This is a genomic window from Limnohabitans sp. TEGF003, from assembly GCF_055395455.1.
In genome coordinates this window covers 1,014,584-1,036,470 of the sequence record NZ_AP029225.1, presented here as the reverse complement: position 1 = coordinate 1,036,470, position 21,887 = coordinate 1,014,584, and the positions used below count along the sequence as shown (strand labels likewise).

Sequence of the window (21,887 nt, the reverse complement as noted above, 5' to 3'; positions counted from 1 at the left end):
GGGCCTTTTCAGGTTTTTGGTGCCGCTTGTCGGATTCGAACTGACGACCTACCGCTTACAAGGCGGGTGCTCTACCAACTGAGCTAAAGCGGCACGGGCTAGATTCTAACGTGATCCGAGTCCGTCTCCGGGCTTGACACCGTTAATTTTTTCACTTGACCCGTTTCAAGGCGGGTCGTGTGGGTGTCGGCGGCACGGGCTCATCCCCTTCGCCGACAGGTGCATCCAGCACAGGCACTGCCGACAAGGCCGGGGCCGAGCTGGATTCGTCATCGCTCACGGGGAAGGCCATGCCTTGCCCGTTTTCGCGGGCATAAATGGCCATGACGCGGTGAATGGGCACCATGATGTCGCGCGGCTTGCCGCCAAAGCGGGCTTTGAATTCAATGAACTCATTGCCCAATTTGAGCGAACTGGTGGCATCCATGCTGACGTTGAGCACAATCTCACCGCCTTGCACGTATTCACGCGGCACCTGCACCGAATGGTCCACCTTGACGGCCACATAAGGCGTGAAACCGTTGTCGGAGCACCAGTCGTACAAGGCCCGAATCAAATAGGGGCGCGTGGAAGGCAGTTCGGTGCTGCTGATCATGGTGGACTTCCCCGAATTTACTTGCGCATGACCTTTTCGGACGGCGTCAGTGCCTCGATGTAGGCTGGGCGCGAGAAGATGCGCTCAGCGTACTTGAGCAAAGGCGCTGCGTTTTTGCTCAGCTCAATGCCGTAATAGTCGAGACGCCAGAGCAAGGGTGCAATCGCCACGTCCAGCATCGAGAAGTTGTCGCCCAACATGAACTTGTTCTTCAGGAACACCGGGGCCAGCTGGGTCAAACGGTCGCGGATGTGCGAGCGGGCCTTTTCCAGGGCCTTGTCGTTGCCTTTGAGGGCGCGGTTTTCCAGGGTCAAGACATGAGTGAACAGTTCTTTCTCGAAATTGAGCAGGAACAGGCGCACACGGGCGCGGTCCACTGGGTCGCCCGGCATCAGCTGGGGGTGTGGAAAGCGCTCGTCGATGTACTCGTTGATGATGTTCGACTCGTACAGGATGAGGTCACGCTCGACCAGAATCGGCACCTGCCCGTAAGGGTTCATCACATTGATGTCTTCGGGTTTGTTGTAGAGGTCCACGTCACGGATTTCAAAGTCCATGCCTTTTTCGAACAGCACAAAACGGCAACGGTGGGAAAAAGGGCAAGTGGTTCCGGAATAAAGCACCATCATGGCGGAGGCTCCTCAAAAAATCAAAAAGAGTGGGGGGCCAAAAGACCCACCACTCCACAAGACCCGGCTGCACGGCCGGGTGAACCGTCAATTACTTGATGTCTTTCCAGAACGCGGCATTCAGACGCCAGGCGATGAAAGTGAAGAACGACAAGAAAATCAGGACCCAGACGCCAATGCGCACACGGGTGTTTTGGGCTGGCTCGGCCATCCACTGCATGTAACCCACCAGGTCACCCACAGCCTGGTCGTATTCCAGAGGCGTCATGGTGCCGGGTTTGTTCTGCTTCCAGCCTTTGAAGACTTGGACTTTGTGGCCGTGCTCGTCTTTTTCTTCAAAGATCGGCTCGCGCTCACCTTGCAACTCCCACAGGGGGTTGGGCATGCCGACGTTGGGCATGGCCAGGTTGTTCCAGCCCGTGGGCTTGGTCTCGTCGCGGTAGTAGGTGCGCAAGTAGGTGTAGAGGTAATCAGCACCGGTGCCACCGTGGCCAGAGCGCGAACGGGCCATCAAGGTCAAATCGGGGGGGTTCTTGCCGAACCACTCTTTGGCCTGGGCTGGATCGATCGCGGCCTTCATGGTGTCGCCCACTTTTTCAGTGGTGAACAGCAAGTTGTCCTTGATCTGCTGCTCGGTCAAACCGATGTCTTTCAAGCGGTTGTAACGCATGAAAGCGGCAGAGTGGCAGTTCAGGCAGTAATTGACGAACAGCTTGGCACCGTTTTGCAAGGCGGCCAGGTCGTTGGTTTTCTTGGGCGCTTTGTCCCAGGCGATACCGCCACCAGCGGCATGGGCACCGGCCATCAGACCGAGGGCCATCACAAAGCCCAACGCGAGTTTCTGGATGTTTTTCATGTTCTTGAATCTCCGTGATCTCAGTGAGGCGTGAAGGTCACGCGGTCAGGAACGGGCTTGGGCGTGCCCAGCTTGCTCCACCAAGGCATCAACAAGAAGAAGCCGAAATAGAACAAGGAACCCACTTGAGACACGCGCTCACCGATGGGCGATGGCGGTTGCACACCCAGGTAACCCAGGATCAGGAAGTTGATGACAAACACGGCGTACAGGTACTTGTGCCAGTCAGGACGGTAACGGATCGACTTGACAGGGCTGTTGTCGAGCCATGGCAGGAAGAACAGAATGACCACGGCCCCACCCATGACGACCACACCCCAGAATTTGGCGTCGATGGCCAGCATCAGGGCAGAGATCACCACAGCGGCACCGACCACAGCGCCCTTGAACAAAGTGGGCAGCTTGCCTTTGGCCACAGCCAGCACAGCACCGATCACCACGCAGGCGATCAGGGCGTACATCATCTCGCTGGTGATGGCACGCAGCATCGAATAGAAGGGCGTGAAATACCACACAGGTGCGATGTGCAAGGGCGTGGTCAGCGGATCGGCCGGAATGAAGTTGTTGTATTCGAGGAAGTAACCACCGAATTCGGGGGCGAAGAACACAATCGCAGTGAATGCCATCAGGAAGACGCTCACGCCCATGATGTCATGCACCGAGTAATAGGGGTGGAAAGGAATGCCGTCCAGGGGATGGCCGTTCTCGTCCTTGGGGGCGTTGGGGCCCTTGATTTCCACGCCGTCGGGGTTGTTGGAGCCGACTTCGTGCAGCGCAATGATGTGCGCCACAACCAGGCCCAGCAAGACCAGCGGCACAGCAATCACGTGGAAGCTGAAGAAGCGGTTCAGGGTGGCATCGCCCACCACGAAGTCGCCACGGATCAGCAAAGCCAGGTCAGGACCGATGAAAGGAATGGCCGAGAACAGGTTCACGATCACCTGGGCGCCCCAGTAGGACATCTGGCCCCAAGGCAAGAGGTAACCCATGAAGGCTTCGGCCATCAGACACAGGAAAATGGCGCAACCGAAGATCCAGACCAGCTCGCGCGGCTTGCGGTAGCTGCCATAGATCAGGCCACGGAACATGTGCAGGTACACCACCACGAAGAACGCAGAAGCGCCCGTGGAGTGCATGTAACGGATCAACCAGCCCCAAGGCACATCGCGCATGATGTACTCGACCGAAGCAAACGCCACAGCAGCATCGGGCTTGTAGTGCATGACCAGGAAAATACCGGTCACGATCTGGATCACCAGCACCAGCAAAGCCAGCGAGCCGAAGAAGTACCAGAAGTTGAAGTTCTTGGGCGCGTAGTACTCGGACAGGTGCTCTTTGTACAGCTTGGAAGCCGGGAAGCGGTTGTCCACCCAGTTGAGCAACTTGGCGCCAGCGGGGGCGTTCGGGGAAATTTCTTTGAATTCAGCCATGTCGTTCTCCATCAGGCCTTCTTGTCTTCACCAATGAGCAGCTTGGTGTCGGACAGGTACATGTGCGGAGGCACTTCGAGGTTGTCGGGCGCAGGCTTGTTCTTGAAGACGCGGCCAGCGAGGTCGAAGGTCGAGCCGTGGCAAGCGCAGAGGAAACCGCCTTGCCAGTCGTCCGGCAGGGAAGGCTGGGGGCCAGCCGCAAATTTGTCACCGGGCGAGCAGCCCAGGTGTGTACAGATACCGACAGCCACCATGATTTCGGGCTTGATGGAGCGGTGGCTGTTTTTGGCGTATTCGGGCGTGGGATAGGCGGTGCGGTCCGAAGCAGGATCGGCCAGCTGGCCTTCGATCTTCTTGAGGGATTCGAGCTGCTCGGGCGAGCGCTTCATGATCCAGACAGGCTTGCCGCGCCATTCGACGGTGAGCTTTTCGCCCGGGTTCAAAGCGGAAATGTCCACTTCTACAGCCGCACCAGCCGCTTTGGCTCGTTCGGAGGGTTGAAAGCTGCTGACGAAGGGGGTGGCCACAAAGCCAGCGCCTACGGCACCTGCGCAAGTGGAGGCAATCAGCCAGGTCCTCTTGCTGCTGTCGACTGGGGTGTCACTCATGGGAATCCTCTAGCGAGTCGTTATCAGGGTCAACCCGAGATTGTAGCGGAGTGAAACAAACAACCGACTTACAAGACCTCTGAGCGCACAATGTTGCTTCACAATCGGCCGCTTCGGTTTCACTTTCAGGAGTTACAGAGATGTCATTTTTTCAGGAATTCAAATCTTTTGCCGTAAAAGGCAACGTCATGGACCTGGCGGTCGGCGTGATCATTGGCGGCGCTTTCGGCAAGATCGTCGACTCGGTGGTTGGCGACCTGATCATGCCGCTGGTCAGCCGGGCCTTTGGTGGGCTGGACTTCTCCAATTACTACCTCGGTCTGGCCGGTCAGGCGGCCGGTTTGTCCTTGGTCGAAGCCAAAAAACTGGGGGCCGTGTTTGCCTACGGCAGCTTCCTCACCGTGGCACTCAACTTCATCATCCTGGCCTTCATCATTTTTGTGATGATCCGCCAAATGAACCGTTTGACAGCTGCCAAACCAGAACCTGCCGCCCCCGCTGCCGCCCCCATCACCCCCGAAGACGTGTTGTTGTTGCGGGAAATCCGCGACAGCCTGAAAAACAAGGGCTGAAACCAGCCCCGGTCAGGGCGCCGCGCTGGCCATCTGGCGGGCCATGCGCAGCGCCTGGATCAAGCTGCTGGCGTCCGCCACGCCCCGGCCAGCCAAGTCCATGGCGGTGCCATGGTCGGGGCTGGTCCGGATGAGCGGCAGCCCCAAGGTCACGTTCACGCCCTGCTCCACCCCCAGATACTTGACCGGAATCAAGCCCTGGTCGTGGTACATGGCGATGACCGCATCGAACGCGCGTTGCCCATCGGGCCGCTGACGTGCCCGCATGAACACCGTGTCGGGCGCATAAGGGCCATGCACATCCAGGCCCTCTTGCCGGGCTACGGCCAGGCAAGGCTGCAGGATGTCGATTTCTTCGCGGCCAAACAAACCGCCCTCACCCGCATGGGGGTTCACGCCCGCGACGGCGATGCGCGGTCTGCGGCCCAACACAACACGCAATGACGCATCGGTGATGCGCAAGGTCTCCAGCACCCGGTCGTGCGTGACGGCGGTCAGCGCCTCACGCAGCGACAAGTGGATGCTCACCAGCACCGTGCGCAACTCGTCATTGGCCAGCATCATGCGCACGGGCATTTGCGCCACAGGCACACCCTGGTGCCTGGCCGCTTCGGCTTGCAACAACTCGGTGTGGCCCGGGTACTGGTCGTAGGGGGCTCCGGCGGCGTGCAGGGCTTCTTTGTGCAAAGGCGCCGTGACCAAGGCTGCCACCTCACGCCGCAAGGCTGCACGGGTCGCCCAAAGCACGGCTTCGCCAGCGAGCCGCCCGGCACGGGCGTCGATTTGCCCCCAGGGCAAAACAGGGGCCTGCGGCACCACCTGCAACACAGGCAGGCAGCGTGGCGGCACATGCAGGGCCTCTGCAGCTGACTCAATCTCGCACACAGGGAAAGTCGGGGTCGTTTGCACCAAGGCCATGGCGCGGCGCATCAGGCCGACATCGCCCGCCACAAAACAGCCTTGGGTCAAGTCAGGGGCGAGGCACCAGGCCCGCGCCACAATTTCAGGGCCAATGCCGCAGGGGTCGCCCGGGGTGAGGACGATCGGGCGCTGGATTGGCGCCGTTGACAGGTCGTTGTGGGGTGTCATGCAGAGGGCCTCACGCCGGGTTGTCGATCTCGATGAAGCGGTGTCGCAAACCCAACGCTTGCGCCACGTGTGCGGCCAGGGCCGGCGCACCATAGCGCTCGGTGGCGTGGTGGCCACAGGCCAGAAAAGCCACCCCGGTTTCACGCGCCAAATGGGCCTGGGGCTCCGAGATTTCACCCGTGATGAAAGCGTCCACGCCCTGGGCAATGGCCGCTTCGAAATAAGCTTGCGCCCCGCCGGTACACCAGGCCACCCGGCTGACGGGCCGATCGCTGTCGCCGACGCAAATCACCGAGCGTCCCAGGGTCGCCGCCACATGGTCCGCCAAGGCCTGAGCACCCGACCAGGTTTGCGTCCCTGCCCCCACAAACCCCAGGTCTTGCTCACCAAAGCGGCCATCGGCTTGCAGACCCAGCACGCGGGCCAGTTGGGCGTTGTTGCCCAGCTCCGGGTGCGCATCGAGGGGCAGATGGTAGGCAAACAAGTGGATGCCGTGCGTCAGCAACAAGCGAAGGCGCTCGCGCATCCAGCCCGTGACGCGCCCGTCCTGGCCACGCCAAAACAGGCCGTGGTGCACCACGATGGCATCGGCCTGGGCGTCAATGGCCGCTTCGATCAAGGCCCGGCTGGCGGTCACCCCACTGACGAGCAGCTGCACATCGCGGTCACCCTCGACCTGCAGGCCGTTGGGGCCGTAATCGCGGAACTTGTCGGGTTGGAGCAAGGCATCAAAGGCCTGGCCCAGAATTTTGGCGTGGGTCATGGCGAAAGGCTTTCTGTCTGGGTGGACTATTGTGGCGCAAGGCACCTGTGCACCGGCAACGAATCAAGGACAATCTGACACCATGAAACGTTATTGGCTTTTATTTTCCCAATGGGTGACGGTTTTGCTGGCCGTCTGGTTTGTGGTGGCCACCTTGCAGCCGGAGTGGCTGCGCAGCGCGCAACGCTCGGCCGATGGCATGACCTTGCTGCAGGCCCCCGTCGGCTCGCCGCTCAGCCGTCCGGCGGGCAGCCTGAGTGCGCCGGCTCGCCTGGCGTCTCCCGCTGTGGTCAGCATCAACACCAGCAAGGCCAACAGCCAGAACCCCCAAAGCCAGGACCCCTGGTTCCGGTTTTTCTATGGCGAGCAAGAAGAACAAAACCCGGCCGGTCTGGGCAGTGGCGTCATCGTCAGCCCCGAAGGCCATGTCCTGACCAACAACCACGTCATCGAGGATGCCGACGACATCGAGGTGGTGCTGGCCGATGGCCGCAAGGCCGCCGCCAAGGTCATTGGCACCGACCCCGACACCGATTTGGCGCTGCTCAAAATCACCCTCGACAAACTGCCCGTGATCGTTTTGGGGCAAACCCAGGAGCTGCAAGTGGGCGATGTGGTGCTGGCCATTGGCAACCCCTTTGGCGTGGGCCAGACCGTGACCTCGGGCATCGTCAGCGCGCTGGGTCGCAGCCAGTTGGGCATCAACACTTTCGAAAACTTCATCCAGACCGACGCCGCCATCAACCCCGGCAACTCGGGCGGTGCGCTGGTCGACGTGAATGGGCACCTGATGGGCATCAACACCGCCATCTATTCCCGCTCGGGCGGCAGCATGGGCATTGGCTTTGCCATCCCCATCTCGACGGCCAAGCAGGTGATGCAGGATCTGCTGAAAAACGGCAAGGTCATCCGGGGCTGGATCGGGGTCGAACCCCAAGACATGTCGCCCGAGCTGGCCGAAAGCTTTCAGCTGCCCAAGTCCGGTCAGACCTTGCCTGCGGGTGTGGTGATCACGGGCGTGCTGAAAAACGGACCCGCTGCTGCCGCAGGCATTCGGCCCGGCGATGTGATCGTCAAAGTGGCAGGGCAACCTGTGCGCAACGTGTCTGAGCTGCTGACCCAGGTGGCAGGCCTGAAACCCGGCGTCCCGGCCGAGGTGAACGTCTGGCGTCGCCAGGGCGAAGTCAATTTGCGGCTGACCCCGGCAGAGCGCCCAGCAGCCAAGCAGCGCAAGTAAAGATTTCAGCGCCGCTGATTGACCGACTCACCATGCAAAAGAGGCCCGAGGGCCTCTTTTGTTGGGGCAAACCAGCAAGCGATCAGGCCGCCGTATCAGGCTCTTCGGGCGCTTGGGTGTGCTTGATGAAAATCTGCGCGGCCCAAATGCCCAACTCGTAAAGCAAGCACATGGGAATGGCCAGAGCCAGCTGAGACACCACATCGGGCGGTGTGACCACCGCCGCAATCACAAAGGCCAGCACCACAAAGTAACCCCGGAAATCCTTGAGTTTTTGCACACTCACAACGCCCATGCGGGCCAGCACCACCACCGCCACAGGCACCTCGAAAGCCAGACCAAAAGCCAGGAACATGGTCAGCACAAAGCTGAGGTAGGCCTCGATGTCAGGGGCTGCCGTGATGCTTTTCGGGGCAAAGCTCTGGATGAAACTGAACACCTGACCGAACACAAAGAAGTAGCAAAAGGCCACCCCAATGAAAAACAGCAAGGTGCTGGACACGACCAGCGGCATCACCAGTTTTTTCTCATGGGCGTAGAGGCCAGGCGCAATGAAGGCCCACATCTGGTACAGCACCATGGGCAAGGCGATCAGGAAGGCCGTCATCAACAGGATCTTGAGCGGCACCATGAAGGGCGAAATCACCGAGGTGGCGATCAAGGTCGCGCCTTTGGGCAAATGGACAATCAAGGGCGCGGCCAGGATGTCGTACAGCTCGCCAGGGCCCGGGTAAATCGCCAAGGCAGCAGCGGCCACCGCGATCGCTGCCACCGCCCAGATCAATCGGTCGCGCAGCTCAATCAGGTGCGCGACGAACGGTTGCTCGGAACCAGCAAGTTCGTCTTCGGGCTTGGAAGGAGAGTCAGACATGGCGAAGTGGGTTGGACAGCCGGCACCCGAGGTGCAGGGCCATCACTGGGAATGGAGGGACTTGGGGCGGTAACGCGCCACCCGCGCCGCCCCCGATAGGGCCTTGGTGCGTACACCCGAACGCGCTTTGTACCACTGGGGCACAGCGCCGCGCTTGAGACGCCAGTTTTTCTCAGGGCGTTTGTACTCGGGCGGTGGGGTGTCGAGTTCAGGCAGGTCATGGGTCAAACCTGCTGTCGTGTCGGCCCAGTCTTTTTCAAAATCCGAGGCGGTGGTCTGGACCGTCTGCTCGACATCGCGGGCAGCCGTCTCCATCGTCTCTTTCATTTTTTTGAGCTCTTCCAGGTCCATGGACCGGTTGACCTCGGCCTTGACGTCGGCCACATAGCGCTGCGCCTTGCCCAGCAAGGCACCCATGGTCCGGGCCACCTTGGGCAGCTTTTCGGGGCCGATCACGATCAAGGCCACGACGCCGATCAGCGCCATTTTGGAAATGCCTAAGTCAAGCACAGTGCAGCGTTCGCTCGTTCAAAGGCTCAAGACTTGGTCTTGGCTTCGACATCGATGGTGGTTTTTTCGGTGGAAGCCGAAGAAGCCACCTGGCCTGCGGCGGGTGCAGACTCTTCGGGCTTGGTGCCACCGTCTTTCATGCCGTCTTTGAAGCCCTTGACCGCGCCACCCAGGTCAGAACCTAAATTTCTTAGCTTTTTGGTACCAAATACCAAAACAACTATAACCAAAACTACCAACCAATGCACCCAACTCATAGCACCCATGACTTACTCCTTCAATCTAATAATTTTACAGACAAAAAATTGCACAAAGAATAACGAGCACGCTCTCAAGTTGATTCCTGAAGAACCAGTTTGCGTGCTTGGCTCACTTGAACCCAATGCAAGATCCAAAGAACCAATGATGGGATCAAAACAAGCAAATTTAGGCCGGGGATCAAGCATAGAACCCAGCATACGCTGTAAGCGATTCCCACACCAAAGCCAGCAGAACTCTGAGCTTTTAAGCGCTGTAGCTCCCACATTTTTTCGTAACCCTTGGAAATCCAAACTACAAGAAAAAATATCCATATAAAGTTGAACAACGGAATCAACAAAAGCCAAGCAAGACCAGGGGAAACAGGCCTGAGGGTTTGATCTATCGATTCCAAAGCCCTCTGCAAAGACAGTATGTAAAAAATGAAAGGGACATACATTCCTAGCAACAGTATTGCAACTACTAGCCAATGCCAAATTGAAAATTCACCCATGCACAACCTCTTGTAAAAAATCAACCACGCAGCCAGGGGCGTGGGCCACCCATGACATGCATGTGCAGGTGGTGCACTTCCTGCCCACCCTCGGTGCCATTGTTGACCACGATCCGAAAGCCCCCGTCTGGATAAGGATTGCAGCCCTCCTGCAAGGCCAGCTTGGGGGCCAGGGTCATCATGTGGCCCATCAGGGCGGCGTGCTCAGGTGCCAACTGCGCCATCGACGGTATGTGCAGCTTGGGGATGATCAGGAAATGCACGGGTGCCCAAGGGGCAATGTCATGGAAGGCGAACACCTGCTCGTCTTCGTACACCTTGCGCGAGGGAATCTGGCCCGCGATGATTTTGCAAAAAATACAGTTGGCTTCGGTCATGGCTTGATCGGTTTGTTGCATCAGAAATTCAGTCGGTCACCGGGCGCTGCCCGTTCAGGCGCACCATGCCCAGCACGATGCGGTACAAAAACCAGATGGAAATGGCCACCCAGGCCAGCCAGCCTGGAAAGACCAAGAAAAACCAGAGCGGCGCAGTCACCAAGTACAGCAAAGCCGCCCAGATCACGGTGCGGATGCGGTAGCTGAAATGCGTGCCCTCCCAGCCTGGGGCATCGCCTTTTTTGACCAGATCGATGATCAGCGCCACGATCAACAAAGCCGGGCCCATCTGCGCCCCGGGAATGACGGCGCTGACTGCCACGATCAGGTGCAGGATGTAGCTGACCCAGCTGATGGTGTGGGTGCTGTCGTCCAAGGGCTGCTCATTCATTGCTCATTCGCCCAGGCGTTCACGCTCTTGCACTTTGCGCAAGGCTTTTTCTTCGAGGCCGCTCAAGCCTTCGCGGCGGGCCAGCTCGTTGACCACATCGGCGGGTGTCAAGCCGTAGTGCGCCAGCGCGATCATGCTGTGGAACCACAGGTCGGCCACTTCGTAGACCAGCTTGTTCACATCCCCGCCGTGGTCCACGTCCTTGGCGGCCATCACGGTCTCGGTGGCTTCTTCGCCAATCTTCTTCAAAAAGGCGTCCGGCCCTTTGTGCAGCAGGCGGGCCACGTAGCTCTTTTCGGGGTCGCCACCATTGGCGGGCTTGCGGCTTTCGACCACGGCCGCGAGGCGGTCAAGGATGTCCTGGTTGCTCATAGGCTTGTCGTGCTCACTTGTAAATGGTTTCGGGGTCCTTCAGGACCGGATCGGCCGCCTGCCACTCATCGGCTTGCAGGCTCTGGAAAAAGCAGCTGTGGCGGCCTGTATGGCAGGCAATGCCGGGCTCGTGCCCCAGTTGGGTCACTTTGAGCAAAACCACGTCGTTGTCGCAATCCATGCGGATATCGTGCACGGTTTGCACATGACCGGACTCCTCGCCCTTGAACCACAGCTTGTTGCGGGAGCGGCTGAAATACACCGCTCTTTTCAGCTCGGCCGTCTTTTGCAGCGCCTCGCGGTTCATCCAGGCGAACATCAACACGTCGCCGGAGCCTTGTTCTTGGGCGATCACAGGCACCAGGCCTTTGTCGTCCCATTTGATTTTGTCGAGCCAGTTCATGTTCACAACCTGACCTGAATGCCACGCTCGCGCATGCGCGCTTTGGCTTGTTGCACGGTGTACTCACCGTAATGGAAGATGCTGGCCGCTAGGACAGCGTCCGCGCCGCCAATGCTCACGCCGTCGGCCAGGTGGTCGAGGTTGCCCACGCCGCCCGAGGCGATGACGGGCACGCTCACGGCGTCGCTCACGGCGCGGGTCAGCTGCAGGTCAAAGCCGCTTTTGGTGCCGTCGCGGTCCATGCTGGTGAGCAGGATTTCGCCTGCGCCGTAGTCGGCCATTTGCGTGGCCCAGGCCACCGCGTCCAGGCCCACGTTTTTGCGACCGCCGTGGCTGTAAACGTCCCAGCCGGGGCCCATGGGCAAACCGTTGGTGCCGATGCGCTGCTCGTCTTCGGGTGTTCGGCGTTTGGCGTCGATGGCCACCACGATGCACTGCGCACCGTATTTGGCAGAGGCTTCGCGGATGACTTGCGGGTTGGCAATGGCGGCCGAGTTGAAACTGGTTTTGTCAGCGCCTGCGTTGAGCAAGCGGCGCACGTCTTCCACCGTGCGCACGCCACCGCCCACGGTGAGCGGAATGAAGACCTGGCTGGCCACGGCTTCGATGATGTGCAGGATCACGTCGCGGCCGTCGCTGGTGGCGGTGATGTCCAGGAAAGTGAGTTCGTCAGCGCCCTGCTCGTTGTAGCGGGCCGCGATTTCGACCGGGTCTCCGGCGTCGCGCAGTTCGACAAAGTTGACGCCCTTGACCACGCGACCGCCGGTCACGTCGAGGCAAGGGATGATGCGTTTGGCGAGCATGGGAAATGGTGGTTCGTTGAAAAAGTGAGGTGGCGGCGTGTTGAACGCGAGCAGTGAGACCCGAACCTTACACCACAGACAGGCGCTGGGCGCCTTGCCAGAAATCACCGGGCTCGATGCAGATCGGCTCATAGACCTGGGCGGCTTCGACACACAGCATGTGTTGCCAGCCGTCTGCGGGCATGTCAGCAAGGGTGGCACATTTCGCAGCACCCGGATTCCAGACCACAGTCTGGGCCCAGTCCATGTCTTGCTCAATCGACAGGGCATGGGGCCCATCCAGCAATTCATAGCCCATGGGCGCCGCAGAATACACGCGGTCAAATTCACCCACAAAGCGCAGCTCGGGCGCAGCGGTGGCGTGGCGGTCGGTCACGGCATTCCACTCGGCACTGCCACCCAAACCCAGCAATCGGGCCTGCGCCACATCGCTGACCGCAAAGTAGGTGTGCAGCGCCCCGGTGAAACGCAGCACTTGGCTGTCGGTGTTGCGCACAGCCAGTTCAACCTGCAAGGCACCGGGCGTCAACTCGATCAACAACAGCGCTTCAAAGGCCTGGTCCCACCACTGGCGCGTGGCCGCACTGTCGTTCAAGCTCAGCACCAGATGGGCTTGGTCACCCTCCAGCCGTGCAGGTTTGACATGCCACGAGAGGTTGCGTGCAAAGCCGTGTTTGGGCAGATCGCCGCGCTGGTTGAATTGGGGAAAACAGACCGGAATGCCACCCCGGATGGCGGCACGGCCATCCATGACACTGTTCGGGCTCAGGTACAGGCGCTCACGCCCTTGGGCCACCCAGGACAGCACGTGGGCACCGTGGTGCGCGACCACCACACGGTCACCACCCGGCAGCTGCAGCTCGGTCGCAGGCAAGCCTGCAAAGGACAGCTCGCGGCAGGTGGCACCAGCGCTCATGCTCAACCGTTGAGTTCGTCGGCGCGTTGCTGCGCCAGCGCGAAGTCCAGATCACCCGAATACACGGCGCGGCCGCAGATCACGCCTTCCACGCCTTCGTCCTCCACGGCGCACAGCTGCTCGATGTCGGCCATGTTGGACAAACCGCCCGAGGCGATCACGGGGATGGTGAGGGCTTGGGCCAGCTTGACGGTGGCGTCGATGTTGATGCCGCTGAGCATGCCGTCGCGGCCGATGTCGGTGTAGATGATGGACTCGACGCCCCAGTCTTCGAACTTCTTGGCCAGGTCCACCACTTCGTGGCCGGTGAGCTTGCTCCAGCCGTCGGTGGCGACTTTGCCGTCTTTGGCGTCCAGGCCCACGATGATGTGGCCGCCAAAGGCGGTGCAGGCGTCTTTCAAGAAGCCGGGGTTCTTGACGGCGGCGGTGCCGATGATGACGTAGCGCAGGCCGCTGTCGATGTATTTTTCAATCGTGTCCAGATCGCGGATGCCGCCCCCCAGCTGCACCGGGATGTCGTCGCCCACGGCCTTGAGGATGGACTTGATGGCCCCGAAGTTTTGTGGCTTGCCCGCGAACGCGCCGTTCAGATCCACCAGATGCAAACGGCGTGCGCCTTTTTCGAGCCAGGTGCGGGCCATGGCGGCGGGGTCTTCGCCAAAGGTCGTGGCTTGGTCCATATCGCCCTGTTTGAGGCGAACGCAGTGGCCGTCTTTGAGGTCAATGGCGGGGATCAGAATCATGGCGAATTAAAAAAGAAGCTGAAGGGCTGAAAAACGGCAGTGAAAACTTCTCAAGGCTGCCAGTGGAGGAAATTGCGGAACAGGGCCAGGCCTTGGGCCGCGCTTTTTTCGGGGTGAAACTGGGTCGCAAAAATATTGTCACGGGCAATGGCACAAGCGAAACGGCCACCGTAATCGGTCTGGGCCGCGCTGTGCGCCGGGTTGGCCACTTTGGCGTAGAAGCTGTGCACAAAATAATACCAGCTGCCGTCGGTAATGCCGCGCCACAAGGGGTGCGCCGGAGCATCTTGCCAGACCTGGTTCCAACCCATTTGCGGCACTTTGTAGCGGGTGCCGTCCGGCTGGATGCGTCCGGCCAAATCGAACTTGACCACGCGCCCGGGGATCAGGCCCAAGCCCGGCGTGTCGCCCTCGTCGCTGTGGTCCAGCAGCATTTGCATGCCTACACAGACGCCAAAGAGGGGTTTGCTGGCCGCGGCTTCGAGCACGGCGTCCAGCAAACCGGACTCGCGCAGCTCGCGCATGCAGTCGGGCATGGCGCCCTGCCCCGGCAAGACCACGCGGTGCGCATTGCGCACGACCTGCGGGTCTGAAGTCACGGTGACTTCGGCATGGTCCACGCTGGAGGCGGCATGCATCACCGCCTGCGCCACGCTGCGCAGGTTGCCCATGCCGTAGTCCACAACGGCGACGCGGTTGACGCTCATGTTCAGAGACTGCCTTTGGTGGAAGGGATCACACCCGCCGAGCGTGGATCGAGTTCGAGCGCGGCGCGCACGGCGCGGGCAAAGGCCTTGAAGATCGTCTCGCACTGGTGGTGCGCATTGACGCCCTTGAGGTTGTCGATGTGCAAGGTGCACAGCGCGTGGTTCACAAAGCCCTGGAAGAATTCGTACACCAGTTGCGTGTCCAGCGTGCCCAAAGAGCCGGAGGTGAATGTCACGTCCATGTGCAGGCCGGGGCGACCCGAAAAATCCACCACCACGCGGCTCAAGGCTTCGTCCAGCGGCACATAAGCGTGGCCATAACGGCGGATGCCTTTTTTGTCGCCAATCGCTTGAGCGAACGCCTGGCCCAAGGTGATGCCGATGTCTTCGACGGTGTGGTGGCCGTCGATGTGCAGATCGCCTTCGCAAGCGATGTCCAGATCGATCAAACCGTGACGCGCGATCTGGTCCAGCATGTGGTCCAGAAAACCAATGCCCGAAGCCAGCTTGGCTTGGCCCGTGCCGTCCAGGTTGAGGGCGACGCGGATGTTCGTCTCGGCCGTCTTGCGGGTAACAGCAGCAGTGCGGTTCATAAGGAGGCTTTCAAAGCGGCGAGGAGTTGGTCGTTTTCTGCGGCGGTGCCCACCGTCAAGCGCAGGCAATTGGCCAGCAATGGGTGCATTTTAGAAATGTTCTTGATCAGCACACCGTGTGCCTTCAGACCGTCAAAGGTTTTGGCCACATCGGGCACACGGGTCAGGATCATGTTGGCTTCACTCGGGAAGGGCGTCACGCCGGGCAAGGCGGCCAGCTCGCGTTGCAGTCGAGCGCGCTGCTCGCGCAGGTCTTTGGCTTGGGCTGCAAACACCTCGGCATGCTCCAGCGCAAACAAGGCGCACTCGTAATTCAGCACGCTGATGTTGTAGGGCGGGCGCACCTTGTCGATCTCGGCCACCAGGGCTTTGGGGCCGATCATGTAACCCAGACGCACACCGGCCAGGCCAAACTTGCTGAGCGTGCGCATCAACAGCACATGCGTGTGGCGCGTGATGCGGTCCATGTAGCTCTTGCTGGCAAAAGGCTGGTAGGCCTCGTCCATGACGACCAGCCCGCCTTGTGCGCCTTGGGCGAGGACGATCTTCTCGATCACCTCGTCGTTCCACAGATTACCCGTGGGGTTGTTGGGGTAAGCCAAGTACACGATGGACGGTTTGTGCTGATCAATAGCAGCCAGCATGGCGGCTTCGTCGAGTTCAAAGTCAGCCGTCAGCGGCACGCCGTGGAAAGCCAAGCCTTGCAGTTGGGCGCTCATGGCGTACATCACAAAGCCGGGCAAGGGGGCCAAGATGGAAGCGCCAGGGACATCGCAGGCCATGGCCAAGAGCGAGATCAACTCGTCCGAACCGTTGCCCAACATGATGTCGAAACCTTCGGGCATCCCTGCGTAAGCCGAGAGCGCGTGGCGCAAGTCGTTCACACGGCCATCGGGGTAACGGTTGAGCGCCAGTGCGCCCAGGCGATCGCCCAAAGCCTTTTGCAAATCAACGGGCAATCTGTGCGGGTTTTCCATCGCGTCGAGCTTGACCATGCCGACCGAGTCCTGGATGGCGTAGGCGTGCATGGACTGCACGTCCTGGCGGATGCGCTGCATCAATGTCGGACTCACAGTGTTCATTTGGACTCTCGCATCGGGGGAACAGGGTTCAAACGCAATTCGGCAGCACGGGCGTGCGCTTGCAGGCCTTCGCCGTAGGCCAGTTCGGCGGCAATGCGGCCCAAGGGCTGGGCACCGGCCTCGCTCACCTCAATCAAGCTGCTGCGTTTCTGGAAGTCGTAAACACCCAGAGGCGACGAAAAACGTGCCGTGCCGCTGGTGGGCAGCACATGGTTGGGGCCAGCGCAGTAGTCGCCCAGCGACTCGCTGGTGAAGGCGCCCAAAAAGATCGCACCCGCGTGGCGCAGCAGCGGCTCCCAACGGTGCGGCTCGCGGCTCGACACCTCCAGGTGTTCGGGCGCGATGCGGTTGCTGATGGCGCAGGCTTCTTCCATGTTGCGGGTCAAAATCAATGCGCCACGGTCGTTGAGCGATTTGGCGATGATCTCGCGGCGGGGCATCTCGGGCAGCAGGCGGTCAATGGCGGCCTGCACATCGGCGATGTAGGCCGCATCGGGGCACAGCAAAATGCTTTGCGCCAACTCGTCGTGCTCGGCCTGGCTGAACAAATCCATCGCCACCCATTCGGCGGGCGTCGTGCCGTCGGCCAACACCAGAATTTCACTTGGGCCCGCAATCATGTCGATGCCCACCGTGCCGAACACACGTTTCTTGGCGCTGGCCACATAGGCGTTGCCCGGGCCGGTGATCTTGTCGACTTTGGGGATGGTGGCGGTGCCGTAAGCCAAAGCGGCGACGGCCTGCGCGCCGCCCACCGTGAAGGCACGGCTCACACCAGCCACACAGGCGGCGGCCAGCACCAGCGGGTTGCGCACGCCCTGCGGCGTGGGCACCACCATGATGATGTCCTGCACCCCGGCCACATGCGCGGGGATCGCGTTCATCAACACCGACGAGGGGTAAGCGGCTTTGCCACCGGGCACATAAATGCCCACGCGGTCGAGCGGCGTGACTTTTTGGCCGAGCAAGGTGCCATCTTCGTCGCGGTAGCTCCAGCTCTCGCCAGAGGCTTTCTTTTGCGCTTCGTGGTACTTGCGCACGCGGTTTGCTGCGGCTTGCAAGGCTTCGCGTTGTGCGGCGGGCAGGCTGTCGAGTGCCGCTTTCAGCTCGGCTTGGGTGATCTCCAAGGCCTTCACATCAACCGCTTGCAGCCCGTCAAAACGCTGGGTGTACGCCAGCACGGCCGCGTCGCCACGCTGCTGCACATCGGCCAGGATATCGGCCACGCGCTGCTCAATGGCGGCGTCGGTGTCGGCAGACCAATGCAGGCGGGCCGCGAAGGCCGCTTCAAAACCGGCGTCGGCCGTGTTCAGTCGCAATGGTTTGGCGTACAGGGCCATGTTCAGTCTTTCTTCACGGCGCCCGCAAAGGCGTCGATGATGGCGCGGATCGGCGCCTGTTTGAGCTTGAGCGCGGCCTGGTTCACGACCAGACGCGAGCTGATGTCCATGATGCGTTCGACCTCGACCAAATGGTTGGCCTTGAGCGTGTTGCCGGTCGACACCAGGTCCACAATCGCATCGGCCAGACCCGTGAGCGGGGCCAGCTCCATGCTGCCGTAGAGCTTGATGAGGTCGACGTGCACACCCTTGGTCGCGAAAAAGTCGCGCGCAATCGTGGTGTATTTGGTGGCCACCTTCAGGCGCGCACCCGTGCGCACTTGCGCCGCGTAGTCGAAATCGGCACGTACCGCCACACTCATGCGGCATTTGGCAATCTTCAGGTCCAGCGGCTGGTACAAGCCCTGGCCACCGTGCTCGATCAGGGTGTCCAGGCCCGTCACGCCCAGATCTGCCCCGCCGTATTCCACATAGGTGGGCACGTCGCTGGCACGCACCAGCACCACGCGCACGTTGGGCTGGTTGGTGGGCAAGATCAGCTTGCGCGATTTTTCGGGGTCTTCGAGCACCTCGATACCTGCGGCGCGCAGCAGCGGCAGGGTTTCGTCAAAGATGCGTCCTTTGGACAGGGCCAGCGTGATCATTTCACTCTTTCAATGTCGGCCCCCAGGCCGCGCAGTTTCAACTCCATCCGGTCGTAACCACGGTCCAGATGGTAGATACGGTCCACAATGGTTTCGCCCTCGGCCACCAGACCGGCAATCACCAAACTGGCCGAAGCCCGCAAATCGGTGGCCATGACGGTCGCGCCCGACAATTTTTCCACGCCCTCGATCACCGCCACCTTGCCGTCGATCTGGATGTGCGCGCCCAAGCGCACCAGTTCGTTGACGTGCATGAAACGGTTTTCGAAAATGGTTTCGGTCACCTTGCTCGCGCCCTGCGCGATGCAGTTGAGCGCCATGAACTGCGCCTGCATGTCGGTCGGGAAGCCCGGGTATTCGGTGGTGCGAAAGCTCTGGGCTTTCAGACGGCCATCGGCCTTGACGCGGATGAAGTCCTCGCCCGCCTCAATGGTGGCACCAGCGTCGCGCAGCTTCTCGATCACAACTTCCAAGTGGTCAGCGCGACCGTGGCGCAGCACCACATCACCGCCCGTGGCGGCTACGGCGCACAAAAAGGTGCCCGCTTCGATGCGGTCGGCCACGACTTGGTGCTGGCAACCGTGCAAGCGCTCCACACCCTGGATGCGGATGCGGCGCGTGCCGTGGCCTTCGATCTTCGCGCCCATTTTGATGAGCATCTCGGCCAGGTCGGGAATTTCGGGTTCTTGCGCAGCGTTTTCGAGCACCGTCTCGCCTTCGGCCAAAGCGGCGGCCATGAGGAAGTTTTCAGTGCCGGTGACGGTGACCATGTCGGTGGTGATGCGCGCACCTTTCAGGCGCGTGCGGCCCTCGGGCAGGTTGGCCAGCATGTAGCCATGGTCCACTGTGATGACCGCACCCATGGCCTGCAGACCTTTGATGTGTTGGTCGACCGGGCGCGAACCAATCGCGCAACCACCGGGCAAAGACACTTTGGCGTGGCCAAAACGGGCCAGCAAAGGCCCCAGCGCCAGTACCGAAGCGCGCATGGTTTTCACCAGCTCGTAAGGCGCTTCGGGGTTGTTCAGGCCTCCGGCGTCCAGCGTGACCCGGCCGTCTGCGTGGTGCTCGGCCGTCACACCCATGTTGCGGATCAGCTTGAGCATGGTCGAGACATCTTGCAGCCGCGGCACATTGGCCAGCGTGACGGGCTCGGCGCTCAGCAAAGCGGCGCACAGCTCGGGCAGGGCCGCGTTTTTGGCACCCGACACATCGAGCGTGCCTTGCAGGCGGTGGCCGCCGCGAATTTTCAGTTTGTCCATGGGTCAGGTCGGTGCGTTGTAGCCAGAAGGCCTTCGGATCATTGCGCTTGCTTGGCCCATTCGGTGGGCGTGTAGGTTTTCATCGACAAGGCATGTACCTCGTCGGTATGCATTTTTTGCCCCAGCGTGGCGTACACCCGTTGGTGGCGGGCAATGGGGCGCAGGCCGGCAAAGGCTTCGGACACGACCACCGCGCTCCAGTGGCGGCCATCGCCATCCACTTCAAGATGGGTACAGTCCAGCCCTGCGGCGATGATGGCTTTGAGTTGCTCAGCGTTCATGGGGGTTCAGCTTCGGATTTTGTAGCCGATGCGCAAAAGGTGAAGGGTCAGGCCACCGATGGCGGCCAAGGTGGTGCCCACCACCGCCAAACTGACCCAGGGGGACACATCGCTTTGGCCAAAGAAGCCGTAGCGAAAGCCGTCGATCATGTAGAAGAACGGGTTCAGATGACTGAGCTTTTGCCAAAACGGCGGCAGCGAGTGGATGGAATAAAACACGCCCGACAAAAACGTCATGGGCATGATGATGAAGTTCTGAAAGGCGGCCATCTGGTCGAACTTTTCAGCCCACAGCCCGGCAATCACGCCCAGTGAGCCCATCATGGCCGCACCCATGACGGCGAAAGCCAAAATCCACAGCGGGTTCACAAACGTGATGTTGACCATCCATCCGGTGATGACGAACACGCCCAAGCCCACGGCCAGGCCGCGCACCACCGAGGAGCCCACATAGGCCACAAACCAGCTGCGGTGTGACAGGGGCGTGAGCAACAAGAACACCAGGCTTCCCATGATCTTGCTTTGCACCAGGCTCGACGAGCTGTTGGCAAAAGCGTTTTGCAGCACGCCCATCATCATCAGGCCCGGCAACAAAAACGAGGTGTAGGCCACCTGGTCGTAGACCTTGACATGGTCTTCGAGCACATGGCCGAAGATCAGCATGTACAGCACCGAGGTGAGCACGGGTGCGGCCACCGTCTGGAAAGCGACTTTCCAGAAACGCAGCACCTCTTTGTAGAGCAGGGTTTGCCAGCCGGTCATGCCAGGGCTCCCGAGGCGGATTGTTTGCGGTTCATGACTTCCAGGAACACGTCTTCCAGGTCGGCCTGGCGGATTTCCACGTCTTCCACCACCAGGCCCGCTGTGCGCAGGGTGGCCAGGTGGTTTTCAATCTCGACCGCGTTGTGCACAGGCAACTGCACAATGCGGCCTGTGACCCGGGCCATGGCCGCCACGGCAGGCGGCAAGTCGCCGTCGAGCTTGAAGCGCAGCACCTGGCTGGTGGCCGAACGCAGCAAGTCGGATGTGCGCTCGAGCGCCAGCAACTGGCCGCGCTTGAGCATGGCAATGCGGCCGCACAAGGCTTCGGCTTCTTCGAGGTAATGGGTGGTGAGCAAGACGGTGTGGCCTTGCTTGTTGAGCTTGGCGATGAACTGCCACAGGGTCTGGCGCAGCTCGACATCGACCCCGGCGGTGGGCTCGTCGAGCACGATCACGCGGGGTTTGTGCACCAGGGCCTGCGCCACCAGCACACGGCGCTTCATGCCGCCCGAGAGCTGGCGCATGTTGGCACCCGCCTTGTCGGCGAGGCCCAGACTGTCCAGCAATTCGTCGATCCAGGCGTCGTTTTTCTTCACGCCGAAATAACCCGACTGGATGCGCAAAGACTCGCGCACCGTGAAAAACGGGTCAAACACCAGCTCTTGTGGCACCACGCCCAACAAGCGGCGTGCGGCAGCGTAATCGGTCTGCACATCGTGGCCATGCACCAGCACGCGCCCTCTGGTAGGGCGGCTCAGGCCCGCGAGGGTGCTGATCAGGGTGGTTTTGCCCGCACCGTTGGGACCCAGCAGGCCGAAGAATTCGCCCTCTTCCACGTCAAAGCTGACCTGGTCGAGTGCTTTGAACGCGGCTGCGCCCGCCTGTTTGGCCGGGTAAATCTTGGAGACGGATTGGAAAGAGAGCGCTGGCATGGAAGAGGTCTATTTTAAGTGCTGGCCCGCAGGCCCCGGGCGCGACTTGGAGATCTACCTCCAAAGACCTGGGAACCATGCCCTCAGGCGGGCTCGAGCAGCTCCAGCACGCCGTACAAACTGGCGAGTTCTCGCAAACGCGGTGTCATGCCTTCCACCCGCAAAACGCCGCCGTTTTGTGTGACCACCCGGCGCAAACCCAGGAGCACGGCCAAGGCCGAGGAGTCAAAGTCGGCCAGGGCCGAGGCGTCGAGCGCCACAGCAGACGGCCAGGGTGCGGGCCATTGAGCCAACTGCGCCACCCACTGTGCCAGGCAGGCATCGGCCTGATCGTGCAACAAGGTGACAGGCAGCTTCAAGGCACTCAT

Annotated in this window: 30 protein-coding genes and 1 tRNA gene; 2 read left to right on the top strand and 29 right to left on the bottom strand. The window is 60.8% G+C overall.

What is annotated here, in order from left to right:
- Positions 1-17: 17 nt before the first annotated feature.
- The 6 genes from ACZ5RT_RS05045 to petA all read right to left on the bottom strand — a co-directional run bounded on the left by ACZ5RT_RS05045 (position 18) and on the right by petA (position 4,118).
- Positions 18-93, bottom strand: a tRNA-Thr gene (locus tag ACZ5RT_RS05045).
- 58 nt (positions 94-151) lie between these two features.
- Entirely contained in the window at positions 152-595 is a 444-nt protein-coding gene (locus tag ACZ5RT_RS05040) for a ClpXP protease specificity-enhancing factor (protein WP_464453714.1), read from the bottom strand.
- A gap of 17 nt (positions 596-612) precedes the next feature.
- Positions 613-1,224 (bottom strand): glutathione S-transferase N-terminal domain-containing protein, encoded by a 612-nt coding sequence (locus ACZ5RT_RS05035; protein WP_108427527.1) that lies wholly within the window; start codon positions 1,222-1,224, stop codon positions 613-615.
- Positions 1,225-1,315: 91 nt separating this feature from the next.
- A complete protein-coding gene (locus tag ACZ5RT_RS05030; protein WP_422172124.1) occupies positions 1,316-2,080 on the bottom strand; it encodes a cytochrome c1 in 765 nt (254 codons plus the stop codon).
- Positions 2,081-2,100: 20 nt separating this feature from the next.
- Positions 2,101-3,510, bottom strand: a complete 1,410-nt coding sequence (locus tag ACZ5RT_RS05025) for a cytochrome b (RefSeq protein WP_464453713.1) — start codon at positions 3,508-3,510, stop codon at positions 2,101-2,103.
- An 11-nt stretch (positions 3,511-3,521) separates the two neighbouring features.
- Positions 3,522-4,118 carry a ubiquinol-cytochrome c reductase iron-sulfur subunit gene (petA, locus tag ACZ5RT_RS05020; RefSeq protein ID WP_108427525.1) on the bottom strand — a complete coding sequence of 199 codons (597 nt, stop codon included), beginning with the start codon at positions 4,116-4,118 and terminating at the stop codon, positions 3,522-3,524.
- Between the two features lie 140 nt (positions 4,119-4,258).
- Here petA and mscL point away from each other — a divergent pair, with 140 nt between their 5' ends.
- Positions 4,259-4,690, top strand: a complete 432-nt coding sequence (gene mscL / locus ACZ5RT_RS05015) for a large conductance mechanosensitive channel protein MscL (RefSeq protein WP_464453712.1) — start codon at positions 4,259-4,261, stop codon at positions 4,688-4,690.
- Between the two features lie 12 nt (positions 4,691-4,702).
- On the opposite strand, the gene pdxA is transcribed toward mscL, so the two are convergent.
- Positions 4,703-5,779: a 4-hydroxythreonine-4-phosphate dehydrogenase PdxA gene (pdxA, locus tag ACZ5RT_RS05010; RefSeq protein WP_422172121.1), complete on the bottom strand. Its 1,077-nt coding sequence runs from the start codon at positions 5,777-5,779 to the stop codon at positions 4,703-4,705.
- Between the two features lie 10 nt (positions 5,780-5,789).
- Positions 5,790-6,542, bottom strand: a complete 753-nt coding sequence (locus tag ACZ5RT_RS05005; protein WP_464453711.1) for a Nif3-like dinuclear metal center hexameric protein — start codon at positions 6,540-6,542, stop codon at positions 5,790-5,792.
- Positions 6,543-6,624: 82 nt separating this feature from the next.
- On the opposite strand from ACZ5RT_RS05005, the gene ACZ5RT_RS05000 reads away from it, so the two are divergent.
- Positions 6,625-7,779, top strand: coding sequence for a S1C family serine protease (locus ACZ5RT_RS05000; protein ID WP_422172117.1), 1,155 nt, complete (start codon positions 6,625-6,627; stop codon positions 7,777-7,779).
- A gap of 82 nt (positions 7,780-7,861) precedes the next feature.
- On the opposite strand, the gene tatC is transcribed toward ACZ5RT_RS05000, so the two are convergent.
- The 21 genes from tatC to ACZ5RT_RS04895 form a co-directional block, all read right to left on the bottom strand.
- A complete protein-coding gene (gene tatC / locus ACZ5RT_RS04995; RefSeq protein ID WP_291927273.1) occupies positions 7,862-8,650 on the bottom strand; it encodes a twin-arginine translocase subunit TatC in 789 nt (262 codons plus the stop codon).
- Positions 8,651-8,692: 42 nt separating this feature from the next.
- Positions 8,693-9,160, bottom strand: a complete 468-nt coding sequence (tatB, locus tag ACZ5RT_RS04990; protein ID WP_291927271.1) for a Sec-independent protein translocase protein TatB — start codon at positions 9,158-9,160, stop codon at positions 8,693-8,695.
- A 26-nt stretch (positions 9,161-9,186) separates the two neighbouring features.
- Complete coding sequence (tatA, locus tag ACZ5RT_RS04985) at positions 9,187-9,426, bottom strand: Sec-independent protein translocase subunit TatA (protein WP_464453710.1); 240 nt, start codon at positions 9,424-9,426, stop codon at positions 9,187-9,189.
- Positions 9,427-9,491: 65 nt separating this feature from the next.
- Positions 9,492-9,911: a hypothetical protein gene (locus tag ACZ5RT_RS04980; RefSeq protein ID WP_464453709.1), complete on the bottom strand. Its 420-nt coding sequence runs from the start codon at positions 9,909-9,911 to the stop codon at positions 9,492-9,494.
- 20 nt (positions 9,912-9,931) lie between these two features.
- Complete coding sequence (locus tag ACZ5RT_RS04975) at positions 9,932-10,288, bottom strand: histidine triad nucleotide-binding protein (RefSeq protein ID WP_464454192.1); 357 nt, start codon at positions 10,286-10,288, stop codon at positions 9,932-9,934.
- A gap of 28 nt (positions 10,289-10,316) precedes the next feature.
- Positions 10,317-10,679, bottom strand: a complete 363-nt coding sequence (locus ACZ5RT_RS04970; RefSeq protein WP_464453708.1) for a DUF4870 family protein — start codon at positions 10,677-10,679, stop codon at positions 10,317-10,319.
- Positions 10,680-10,682: 3 nt separating this feature from the next.
- Positions 10,683-11,051 (bottom strand): phosphoribosyl-ATP diphosphatase, encoded by a 369-nt coding sequence (locus ACZ5RT_RS04965; protein ID WP_416560324.1) that lies wholly within the window; start codon positions 11,049-11,051, stop codon positions 10,683-10,685.
- Positions 11,052-11,064: 13 nt separating this feature from the next.
- Complete coding sequence (gene hisI / locus ACZ5RT_RS04960; protein ID WP_464453707.1) at positions 11,065-11,454, bottom strand: phosphoribosyl-AMP cyclohydrolase; 390 nt, start codon at positions 11,452-11,454, stop codon at positions 11,065-11,067.
- A gap of 2 nt (positions 11,455-11,456) precedes the next feature.
- Positions 11,457-12,257 carry an imidazole glycerol phosphate synthase subunit HisF gene (hisF, locus tag ACZ5RT_RS04955; protein WP_291927261.1) on the bottom strand — a complete coding sequence of 267 codons (801 nt, stop codon included), beginning with the start codon at positions 12,255-12,257 and terminating at the stop codon, positions 11,457-11,459.
- A 67-nt stretch (positions 12,258-12,324) separates the two neighbouring features.
- Entirely contained in the window at positions 12,325-13,173 is an 849-nt protein-coding gene (locus tag ACZ5RT_RS04950) for a D-hexose-6-phosphate mutarotase (protein WP_464453706.1), read from the bottom strand.
- A 2-nt stretch (positions 13,174-13,175) separates the two neighbouring features.
- On the bottom strand, positions 13,176-13,916 hold the full coding sequence (gene hisA / locus ACZ5RT_RS04945) for a 1-(5-phosphoribosyl)-5-[(5-phosphoribosylamino)methylideneamino]imidazole-4-carboxamide isomerase (RefSeq protein ID WP_108332550.1): 741 nt from the start codon (positions 13,914-13,916) through the stop codon (positions 13,176-13,178).
- Between the two features lie 50 nt (positions 13,917-13,966).
- Positions 13,967-14,623, bottom strand: a complete 657-nt coding sequence (hisH, locus tag ACZ5RT_RS04940) for an imidazole glycerol phosphate synthase subunit HisH (RefSeq protein WP_464453705.1) — start codon at positions 14,621-14,623, stop codon at positions 13,967-13,969.
- A 2-nt stretch (positions 14,624-14,625) separates the two neighbouring features.
- Complete coding sequence (gene hisB / locus ACZ5RT_RS04935) at positions 14,626-15,216, bottom strand: imidazoleglycerol-phosphate dehydratase HisB (RefSeq protein ID WP_291927252.1); 591 nt, start codon at positions 15,214-15,216, stop codon at positions 14,626-14,628.
- The gene (hisC, locus tag ACZ5RT_RS04930; protein WP_464453704.1) at positions 15,213-16,298 is read right to left on the bottom strand and encodes a histidinol-phosphate transaminase; all 1,086 of its coding nucleotides are present in this window, start codon (positions 16,296-16,298) and stop codon (positions 15,213-15,215) included. The genes hisB and hisC overlap by 4 nt, the downstream gene beginning before the upstream one ends.
- The gene (gene hisD, locus ACZ5RT_RS04925) at positions 16,295-17,638 is read right to left on the bottom strand and encodes a histidinol dehydrogenase (protein WP_464453703.1); all 1,344 of its coding nucleotides are present in this window, start codon (positions 17,636-17,638) and stop codon (positions 16,295-16,297) included. The genes hisC and hisD overlap by 4 nt, the downstream gene beginning before the upstream one ends.
- Positions 17,639-17,640: 2 nt before the next feature.
- The gene (gene hisG, locus ACZ5RT_RS04920) at positions 17,641-18,282 is read right to left on the bottom strand and encodes an ATP phosphoribosyltransferase (RefSeq protein ID WP_291927245.1); all 642 of its coding nucleotides are present in this window, start codon (positions 18,280-18,282) and stop codon (positions 17,641-17,643) included.
- Positions 18,279-19,544 (bottom strand): UDP-N-acetylglucosamine 1-carboxyvinyltransferase, encoded by a 1,266-nt coding sequence (gene murA / locus ACZ5RT_RS04915; protein WP_464453702.1) that lies wholly within the window; start codon positions 19,542-19,544, stop codon positions 18,279-18,281. Before murA ends, hisG begins: the two co-directional genes overlap by 4 nt.
- Before the next feature lie 38 nt (positions 19,545-19,582).
- The gene (locus ACZ5RT_RS04910; protein WP_291927240.1) at positions 19,583-19,825 is read right to left on the bottom strand and encodes a BolA family protein; all 243 of its coding nucleotides are present in this window, start codon (positions 19,823-19,825) and stop codon (positions 19,583-19,585) included.
- Positions 19,826-19,831: 6 nt separating this feature from the next.
- The gene (locus tag ACZ5RT_RS04905) at positions 19,832-20,587 is read right to left on the bottom strand and encodes an ABC transporter permease (RefSeq protein ID WP_291927238.1); all 756 of its coding nucleotides are present in this window, start codon (positions 20,585-20,587) and stop codon (positions 19,832-19,834) included.
- Complete coding sequence (locus ACZ5RT_RS04900; protein WP_464453701.1) at positions 20,584-21,519, bottom strand: ABC transporter ATP-binding protein; 936 nt, start codon at positions 21,517-21,519, stop codon at positions 20,584-20,586. The genes ACZ5RT_RS04905 and ACZ5RT_RS04900 overlap by 4 nt, the downstream gene beginning before the upstream one ends.
- Positions 21,520-21,602: 83 nt before the next feature.
- Positions 21,603-21,887, bottom strand: coding sequence for an STAS domain-containing protein (locus tag ACZ5RT_RS04895; protein ID WP_464453700.1), 285 nt, complete (start codon positions 21,885-21,887; stop codon positions 21,603-21,605).